Origin of the sequence: Corynebacterium sp. MSK071 (assembly GCF_030232125.1) — a bacterium.
In the GTDB taxonomy this organism is placed as follows: domain Bacteria; phylum Actinomycetota; class Actinomycetes; order Mycobacteriales; family Mycobacteriaceae; genus Corynebacterium; species Corynebacterium kefirresidentii.
Genome location: NZ_JASPJA010000024.1, coordinates 3,912 through 5,118, shown reverse-complemented (window position 1 = coordinate 5,118; position 1,207 = coordinate 3,912). Strand labels below are relative to the sequence as shown.

Here is a 1,207-nt window from a genome sequence, read left to right as displayed (position 1 = left end):
ACCGGCACGCTGGACGAAAAGACTACCCATATTCGCACATCCGTCCTACCCTCTGGCACCGCCTTGCACCGCGAAGGAGACTACTGGGTACCAGTGACGTCAAAGACTCAGTCCGTGGACGGTTTCCTACTTACCGACCAAGACAACAACCCAGGAGAGGTTGTACCCATCGCGTGGCACGGCCGCGTCCGCGTCGACCGCCTTCCAGACTCCAACAACCGAGTCACCATCGCAGAATGCGACCACCCAGAGTTCACATTTGTTCATGAGCCGCACGGTTCTTTGTGGAATGAAGACGGTTCCACCAACTTCGATGCCATCGGCGACGTACGGGAGGATTAATCATGGGTTCTACGCACATTTGGAACGAGGTCCTCTCGCCGGAGGACCTGACTATCTACGCAAACCACTACCTGAACGACCTGCAGACCGCCGGCGGCTCCCTGTCTACTTACTTCCCCGACCAGCTCATCAACGACATGTTCTTTAGCTGGATGACCGAGCAGGACACCGGCCGACTCGCAGAGGTTCGTTCTGCAGATGCTGAAACGCCGATTGGTTCCATGGGCGGCGGACACAAGGCCATGATGCAGATGCCACTTATCGGCCAGAAGGTCCGCATCAACGAGATGGACCAGCTGCGTAGCTTCCACCAGGGTGATTCTCGCTTCCAGGAAGATGACATGACCAAGGCCACCGAGACCGTAGTGCGCGCAGTTGCTAACCGCGTCGAAGTAGCCCGCGGAGACGTTCTCACCACCGGCCGTGTGCGCTATATCGAAAATGGCGCCATCGTCGACGCCGGCATTGGCCGCGATGAAGAATTCGAGGTCACCCCGAAGAAACACTGGGATGACCAAGACTCCGGCGCCCTGGAAGATATCATCTCGTGGGCCATGGACTATGAGGATGCCAACGGTACTAAGCCGGGCACCATTATTGCCTCGCCGAAGGTTATCCAGAAGCTGCAAACGAATAAGCAGTTCCGCGATGCGGCCAACACTACGGGCGAATTGGCACGCGTATCGTCTGGCGCTATCAACGCCGTGCTGCAGGACCAAGGCCTTCCGGGGATTACGTCGTATTCTCGTTCGGTGCGTGATGGTAAGGCTGCTCGCCGCATTCTCGATGAGAATACGTTGTACTTCCTTCCGCCGGAGACTCAGTCTGGTCTTTTGGGCTATACCGTGTGGGGCCAGACGGTGGA

1 protein-coding gene and 1 pseudogene are annotated in these 1,207 nt (G+C 57.5%); both read left to right on the top strand.

The window, feature by feature from the left end; all coding sequences use genetic code 11:
- Positions 1-342, top strand: a pseudogene (locus tag QP990_RS11920) (hypothetical protein); the annotation flags it as partial.
- Positions 343-344: 2 nt separating this feature from the next.
- The coding region (locus QP990_RS11915; RefSeq protein WP_284799386.1) for a major capsid protein at positions 345-1,207 on the top strand (863 nt) is incomplete at its 3' end.